Annotated in this window: 6 protein-coding genes; 1 reads left to right on the forward strand and 5 read right to left on the reverse strand. The window is 60.5% G+C overall.

Annotated elements, in window-relative coordinates:
* Positions 1-119: 119 nt before the first annotated feature.
* Genes A6U86_RS27650 through A6U86_RS27660 form a run of 3 tightly spaced genes read right to left on the reverse strand, consistent with a single transcriptional unit; the run spans position 120 to position 5564 of the window.
* Positions 120-3380 carry an error-prone DNA polymerase gene (locus tag A6U86_RS27650; protein WP_068398076.1) on the reverse strand — a complete coding sequence of 1087 codons (3261 nt, stop codon included), beginning with the start codon at positions 3378-3380 and terminating at the stop codon, positions 120-122.
* Entirely contained in the window at positions 3377-4891 is a 1515-nt protein-coding gene (locus A6U86_RS27655) for a DNA polymerase Y family protein (RefSeq protein WP_083197006.1), read from the reverse strand. The genes A6U86_RS27650 and A6U86_RS27655 overlap by 4 nt, the downstream gene beginning before the upstream one ends.
* A complete protein-coding gene (locus tag A6U86_RS27660) occupies positions 4806-5564 on the reverse strand; it encodes an ImuA family protein (protein WP_068398081.1) in 759 nt (252 codons plus the stop codon). Before A6U86_RS27660 ends, A6U86_RS27655 begins: the two co-directional genes overlap by 86 nt.
* Before the next feature lie 293 nt (positions 5565-5857).
* On the opposite strand from A6U86_RS27660, the gene A6U86_RS27665 reads away from it, so the two are divergent.
* Complete coding sequence (locus A6U86_RS27665) at positions 5858-6631, forward strand: SOS response-associated peptidase (protein WP_068398084.1); 774 nt, start codon at positions 5858-5860, stop codon at positions 6629-6631.
* 335 nt (positions 6632-6966) lie between these two features.
* Here A6U86_RS27665 and A6U86_RS27670 read toward each other — a convergent pair whose 3' ends face one another.
* Together A6U86_RS27670 and A6U86_RS36190 are read right to left on the reverse strand one after the other, a co-directional pair.
* Positions 6967-7449: a pyridoxamine 5'-phosphate oxidase family protein gene (locus A6U86_RS27670; protein WP_068398086.1), complete on the reverse strand. Its 483-nt coding sequence runs from the start codon at positions 7447-7449 to the stop codon at positions 6967-6969.
* A gap of 273 nt (positions 7450-7722) precedes the next feature.
* Entirely contained in the window at positions 7723-7809 is an 87-nt protein-coding gene (locus A6U86_RS36190) for a DUF1236 domain-containing protein (RefSeq protein WP_083197007.1), read from the reverse strand.
* Positions 7810-7811 lie beyond the last annotated feature (2 nt).

Genomic DNA, 7811 nt, shown 5'->3' on the forward strand with positions numbered 1-7811 from the left:
TGCGCCGAGGCGCGGGGATCGAAAACGCATAGCCCGCCGTCCAAAAAGGCAAAAACGGGAGGACGAGCGGAAAATCAGTCGAGTTTTTCAACGATATCGTCCCAATGCGGACCAACAGCCTAATGAAAATTCCTGGATTTCACCTTGAGCGTATCGATGTGCAGATCAGGCACATAGATCTCGCGCGCCTTCATGATAGCTCGCTCCCTCGAGTCAGGTGAACCGGGCGTCCCATGGGCGAACTCGTCGCCGCGGCCGGTCGGGAGCTTGAAGGTTTCATCGCGATAGGCAAGGCCAGACAGATCGCTTGTCAGATCGAAGAGCTGCTGGGCGATCAGATGCACGACCTCCCCTTCCCGCTGGATACGGCCGTTGATCGCCATCATCGAAGCGCCGAGCACGATGCGCCGGCGCCGCTCGAAGAGTGTCGGCCAGACAACGACATTGGCTGGCCCCGTCTCATCCTCGACGGTCAGGAACATGACGCCCTTGGCCGAACCCGGCTTCTGACGCACAAGCACGAGACCGCCGGTCATCAGCCAGCGGCCATCAGGCGCCAACATGGCCTCCTCGCAGGTGATGATATTGCGGGTGGCAAGATCCTTGCGCAGAAAGGCCAGCGGATGCTGGCGCAGAGTTAGCCCCGTGTGGCTATAATCGTGGATGACATTATGGCCCTCGGTCATCTGGCGAAGGCTGACGGAAGGCTCCTGCTGCTCGGCGATTGTCTTGTGCTCGCGTTCGGCAGCCGCCGCAAACAAAGGCAGCGGCTCATCACGCAGCGCCTTGATCGCCCAGAGCGCATCACGGCGCTGCAAATTGAGCGACGACAGAAAAGCATCCGCCTCCGCAAGCTCGACGAGGGATGCCGCCGGCACGCCAGATCGCCGCCAGAGATCGTCGACGCTGTCGAATGGCTGGTCGGCCCGGGCGGCAACAATGCGGGCAGCATCGACCGCAGCAAGCCCGTGGACCATGCGCATGCCAAGACGAACAGCGTTGCGGTCACTGCCTTCGACCGGCTCCAGCTTGCAATCCCACCGTGAGCGATTGATGCAGACGGGCCGCACCTCGACACCATGCTTGCGGGCGTCACCGACGATCTGGGCCGGGGCATAAAACCCCATGGGCTGAGAGTTCAAAAGCGCGGCGCAGAAGGCGTCGGGATAGTGGCATTTCACGTAAGAGGAAGCATAGGCAATCAGGGCGAAGCTTGCGGCGTGGCTCTCCGGAAAACCGTACGAGCCAAAGCCTTCCAGCTGAGAGAAGGTCTTTTCGGCAAATTCCGGCGTATAGCCATTCCTGACCATGCCGGAAACGAGTTTGTCCTTGAACTTCGAGACACCACCAGTGAACTTGAAGGTCGCCATCGACTTGCGCAACTGGTCGGCCTCGCCGCCGGTAAAGCCAGCACAGACCATCGCCACCTTCATCGCCGACTCCTGAAACAGCGGCACACCAAGCGTCTTGCCGAGAACGGCTTCGAGCTCCGGGGTCGGATAGATGACCTCCTCCTTACCTTCCCGGCGCCGCAGATAGGGATGGACCATGTCACCCTGGATCGGGCCGGGTCGGACGATCGCCACCTGGATGACGAGATCGTAGAAGGTGCGCGGCTTCATCCGCGGCAGCATCGCCATCTGGGCGCGGCTTTCGATCTGGAAGGTGCCGAGCGTATCTGCCTTGCGGATCATCGCATAGGTCGCCTGATCCTCCTGCTCGATACCGGCAAGGTCGATTGGTCTGCCCTTGTGCTTCTCGATCAGCGAAAATGCCTTCGACATGCAGGTGAGCATGCCGAGCGCCAGCACATCGACCTTCATGAATTTTAGCGCCTCGACGTCGTCCTTGTCCCATTCGATCACCTGTCGGTCGGCCATGCTCGCCGGCTCGATCGGCACGAGATCGTCGAGCCGGTCATGGGTGAGCACGAAACCGCCTGGATGCTGGCCGAGGTGGCGCGGCGCCCCCATCAGCTGCTGGGCCAGCGTCAACGTCAGAGCAAGTCGTCGATCGTCGGGATTGAGATTGAGCTCACGCAGACCGCGGTCGGTCACCAACTCGTCGGACCACGACCACATGCCCGACGACAGGGATTTGATCACGTCCTCCGGCAGGCCGAGCGCCTTGCCGACATCGCGGATCGCTCCCTTGGCACGGTAGCGCGTGACAGTGGCACAGAGAGCCGCCTTCTGATGGGTGTAGGTCTTGTAGATCCATTGGATCACCTCCTCGCGCCGCTCGTGCTCGAAATCGACATCAATGTCGGGCGGTTCATCACGCTCCTGGGAGACGAAGCGCTCGAAGAGCAGGTTGTTGGTCTCGGGATCGATAGAGGTGATGCCGAGGATATAGCAGACGGCGGAGTTGGCGGCCGATCCCCGCCCCTGGCATAAAATGCCCTGGCTGCGGGCATAGCGCACGATCGAAAACACCGTCAGGAAATAGGGGGCGTATTTCATGGTGCGGATAAGATCGAGTTCGTGGCGGATCACCTTCAGCACCGACGGCGGCAAACCCTCAGGGTATCGGTTCGGGATGCATTCCCAGACATAGTGCTCAAGGGATTCCTGGGCGTTTTTGCCGGGAACGATCGCCTCCTCCGGATATTGGTAGGTCAATTCCTCCAGCGAGAACTTGCAGCGCTCGACGATCTCAAGCGTGCGGGCGAGTGCTTCCGGATAGCGCGGAAAGAGACGCTCCATCTCATCCGGCGGCTTCAAATAGCGGTCGGCATGCCTCTCGCGTTCGAAGCCGACGTCATCGATCGTGGTATTGCTGCGAATGCAGGTGAGGATATCCTGCAGCTGCCGGCGCGACGGTTCATGGAAGAGGACGTCGTTCGTGACGACGGTTCGGACCTTGAAGCGGGCTGCCAGGTTCGAAAGCCCATGCAGCCGCATCTGGTCGTTCGGTCGCCGGCGCAGGCAGAGCGCAAGATAGGCGCGATCGCCGAAGATGCCAGCGAGCTTCCTCAGCTGAACCGCACAGGTCTCATCGGCAAGGTCGGGAACCAGGATGGCGATCAGACCCTCGGCATAGAGGGCGACATCTTCGAGATGCAGGATGCACTTGGCCTTGCCGCCCCTCTTCTTGCCGAGCGTCAGAAGCCGGGTGAGGCGCGAATAGGCGGCGCGATCGGTGGGATAGACCAGGATAGACATGCCGTCGACCAGATCGAGCCGGCAGCCGACGACCAGACGCAGGCCGGTGGCGCGTGACGCTTCCAGAGCCCTGACAATGCCGGCGAGCGAATTGCGGTCGGCAATGCCAAGCGCCGTGATACCGAGCTCCTTTGCCGTCCGAAACAGCTCGTCGGCCGACGAGGCGCCGCGCAGGAAAGAGAAATGGGTGGTGACCTGCAGCTCGGCATAGCTCATGCGAATATCCCATGCAGGAACCAGCGGTGCGAGCCTGTGCCGGGGTTGACACCGTCGCCGGAGCGAAAAATCCACAGACGTTCACCGGTCTCATCCTCGATCACGAAATAATCCCGGATCGCCTCGAATTCCGAGCTTCGGGTCCACCACTCGCCAAAGATCCGCTCCGGGCCGTCGGCGCGCTTCACCCGCAGGCGCTTGCCACGCCATGTGACGGTAACAGGCGGATGATCCGGCAAAAGCGCGATGACCTCGATCAGCTCCGGTCTTGCCAATAGCCGCACGGGTCTTGGCCAGTGATGCACCCAGGTTTCAGTGACGTCTTCGGCTGCCGCCGAGATCCGGCGGATGCTGCGCTCGGGCACATCGGATGCGACAGGCGCCATGCGATAAACGCGCTGCCCGCGATTGCCGAAGGTGTCGATCAAGGAGGTGATGTCCTCACTGCCGTCATCAACCAGGGACGACCGCTGCTCTTCTCCAAGAGGCTCGGTCATGACGGCAACCAGCGTCAGCTTCTCGATGCCGAAACCGGGCTCGATCGTCTCGGTGCGATCACGAAACAGCTTGGTCAGCCAGGCGACATCGCGGGCAGGTTTGGCCGTTCCCGCGCGGATCGCCTGTCTGGTACCGTCGACGGTCTCGACAATCAGGTCGGCCCGCCGGACGCCGAGCCCCTTGCGCTGCAGTTCGGCAACCAGCTTGATGATCAGTCGGCCGACATATTTGTCGATCGTTTCCGCCGCACCAATGGGTTCGGCAAAGGCGCGGCTGACTTCGATCCACTCCGGCGCCCGGATCGGATCGATCGGCTCGGAGACGCGGCCGAACATCTGGTCGAGACGCCTGCCGATCTCCGGGCCGAAGCGCAGCGCCAATGGCGCCCGCGGCGTCGCCGACAACTCGCCGATGGTTTTGAAGCCGAGCGTGTGCAAATCGCTGACGATCTCTGCCGGCAACCGCAGGCGCGAGATCGGCAGCCGTTCGACGGCACGGAAGATCTCGCTCGTGGGAATGATGACGACCTCGCGATCGATGGCGCGCGCGCAGGCATGTGCCGCTCCCCAGCTGTCGGCAATCGCCGCGTGGATGGTCAGTCCCCTCGCCCTAAAACGGTTGGCGATCCCTGTGAGCATGCGAAGCTCCCCACCCTGGAGATGATCGGCGCCTTGCGTATCCATGACGATGCCGTCCGTGCCATCGACCGCAACGATCGGGGAATATTGCGTCAAAGCCCAGAGCGCGATCCGGTTAAGAGCGTCCACGTCGGCGGACGGATCCGCATCGGCAAACTGCAGGCCATGCACCATGGCTTGCGCCTTGGCGGCCGGCATGCCCACGCGGATGCCGGCTTGCCTGGCCTTATCGTCGGCAGCCGACACCACGCGCTTGGAGCCGCTTCTGGTGATCAGGACAAGCGGTCTGTCAGGCGATAATTCTGTTGCGTGATCCATGCGCCTGATCCGCTCGATCGGCAGATCCGGCAGATAGATGGATACGACCCGTGGCATCGCACGCTCCTACGACAAACTCAGCGCACTCACCCGCCTTCACTCTCATCAGTTCCAGAAGCCATCGCGGCCGCCCGACGCCTGGAACCGGCAATTCCTCCGACGGCAACACACTCACCCGCCACCGCGTCGTCGATGCCGTCGGCTGCCCGAAATCCGATGCCTCCGTCTGCCGGCGCCAGCGCCGGACCACCAGACCCATCGTTCCGGTTTTTTCCGCCGCCAGCTGTAGGCGGCGGGAGGCAACCATCGGCAACCGCACAATCTCACCGACGACGGCGCCAAGCCCGCCAAAGGCCAAGGCCTCTTCCATCGATGCGAGAACGTCCGCCTCCCGGTCAGCCTCGACGAAGATGACGCGATCCGGATGAAGGCCAGCCTGCGCCAATGCCGGAAAGAACAGGTCCGGCCGCGTCAGACACCAGACGACCTTTCCCTTGGTTCGCGCCGCAATGCCTGCGGCAAACAGGGCAGCGGCCGCACCGTCTACGACCCCTGCCCCACCGCCGGCAAATTCATGGACGGCGCCATAGGCAAGGCCTCCACCCGGCAGCGTCGCATCGATCTCCGCGATACCAAAGGCGAGACAGCCAATCTTTCTGGCGGCATTCCCTTCAAGTAAGGCAATGCGGTCTTTCAGATCGGATATCACCCTGTCACGGGCTGCAGTCATCATTCACGCGTCCTTGCCCGATCGAGCGGGTATCGACATTGTATTGGTCAAGTCTATATGTTCACTGTCTGTTCCGTTTCGAGTCGCGAGTCAAGTAACCCGAAATAGGAATATTATCCCTCTATTTTAGTGGACTTTAAGATTCGCATTGGGAATCATGGACATGACTTCCAATGTCCGTTGACGGACGGCGTCAAAAAATCTCCGTCTCTCAGCCTGCAAGTTCCGCCCGTTGGCATTCCGGCGTTTCGTCGGTTACGATGCCCGCAAGCTTCAAGGGGGATGGATCGCCGATGTGCAACCTCTACCGCATGGAAGACAAGGACTGGGTGAACAAGTGGGCTCAGGACGCCGAGAGCCTGATCAACCTGATGCCGGCCTATCAGATGAACCCGGGCCAAATGGGACCGATCGTCCGAAACACCGCGGACGGCAAGAAGCAGCTCGTCCATGCGCGCTGGGGCCTTCCCTCGCCGAGGTTCGTCCTTGAGAAGGCAGCGCAAGGCAAGGCTGAGAAACTCAGGGCGAAGGGCAAGGAGTTTGATTTCGAGGAGTTGGTGCGTGAGCAGGTCGATCGCGGCGTCACCAACGTTCGCAATCTGAAGCTTCCGCACTGGAGGCGTTGGTTCGGCGTCGAGAACCGCTGCCTTGTCCCGGTCACCAGCTTTGCTGAGCCTGATCCGGCAAGCCAGCAGGATGGCGGCAATGTGCCGAACGCCTGGTTTGCGCGTGACGAAAACAAGCCGCTCATGTTCTTTGCCGGCATTCATGTTTCGCAATGGACATCGGTGAGAAAGGTCAAGGATGGGCCGACGACCGATGACCTCTATGGGTTTCTGACGACTGATCCGAACAATCTGGTCAAACCCATTCACGACAAGGCGATGCCGGTTCTGCTGCTGACCAAGGAAGCGGCTGACATCTGGATGACCGCGCCGTGGGAAAAGGCGAAGGATCTTGCCCGTTCATTGCCGGATGACGCGTTGATCGTCACCTCGCGTGAGATATATGGGTCGACCATCGTCACCAAAGAAGGTGAATTGGTCAGTCCATCAGACTTGCTGTAGCGAGCAGCCCGTCGACAGCTCAATGCAGCGACGCCTGTTCCGACAACCGCAGTTCGTGCACGGCTGTATCGACGATCTCCCCAAGCCTACGCCAGCCATAAAGATTGCGTTCGCCTACGCGCTCCTGGATCGCGGCCAGCATCCAACCGGCCACTGCTTCATCTGGAGAGGCGGATTTTACTCACGAGGGGGAAGCAGCTTTTGCCAACGGCGACCCTTTGCGCAAGGCGGCGCTTCCTGACCAGATAGTCGCAGCGATTGATCGAGCGCTCGGCAATCGACGTTGATGTATAACGATCCCGCCAACCCCGATCTTAATCAGCCTGCGAGGTTGTCTACATCTCAATCTTGGCGTTAGTGCCCATGTCCGGGCGCGAATGGCTGACAGCCGCCGCGGCCATTTTTATATAGCTGATCACTGTGCCAGGACTATCCCAGTATTCGGCGAAGGAAGGGGTCACTCTGAGCACGCGGATGGACGGGTCGTCGGCATTGTTCCACCACGCTTTGGCAGGTGTGGCCCATAGTTCCTTAACCCTCTCCCGATCGTTCAAGACTTCAGCGGCACCAGATATCGAGACGTATTTTTGGCCCTTCGAATCGGCAAAGGCAAGGCAGACGCTCGGAGCGCGAGCTATCTCGTCGTCTTTATGACTGGCGGCATCTGTCAGGAAGTATATTGCGTTCTCGATCCGCTCTGCGTGCGCCGCCATCGGCCGCGCCCGCAAATCGCCGTTAGTCTTCGTCGTAAGCATGCAAAATCCGATCTTGTCGACCAGATCCCATACTCTGCCAGTATCGTCGCTTTTGTCTGCCATCATCATCTCCATCGTTGAGCGAGCGAAACCAGTCAGCAGCGACAATGTTCCAATCATAAGACGGTCGTGGCTCAGCCGGCGATCCCACATCGGCGATTTCAAAGGCGGAGGTAGGACGGGCTCGACGCGTCCGCCGACAGGCCAGTCGGCGGCACAAGTGTTTCCGCGGTGGCGGCGTGGCCGAAACAGCGGCTTCCGAAGCGATCGATCATTCGGTCACGCGTAGACATAACCATCATGTCTTCCACTATTCAGGGGCATGTAGTCGTGTTCTCACTGAACTACCTCGACGATTGTCCGTGTGTGCGGATCAACGAGAACGATGTGGTTGTTCAGAACGGTATAACGATATTTCGTCACAC

The organism is Rhizobium sp. AC27/96 (genome assembly GCF_001692325.1).
GTDB lineage: Bacteria > Pseudomonadota > Alphaproteobacteria > Rhizobiales > Rhizobiaceae > Rhizobium.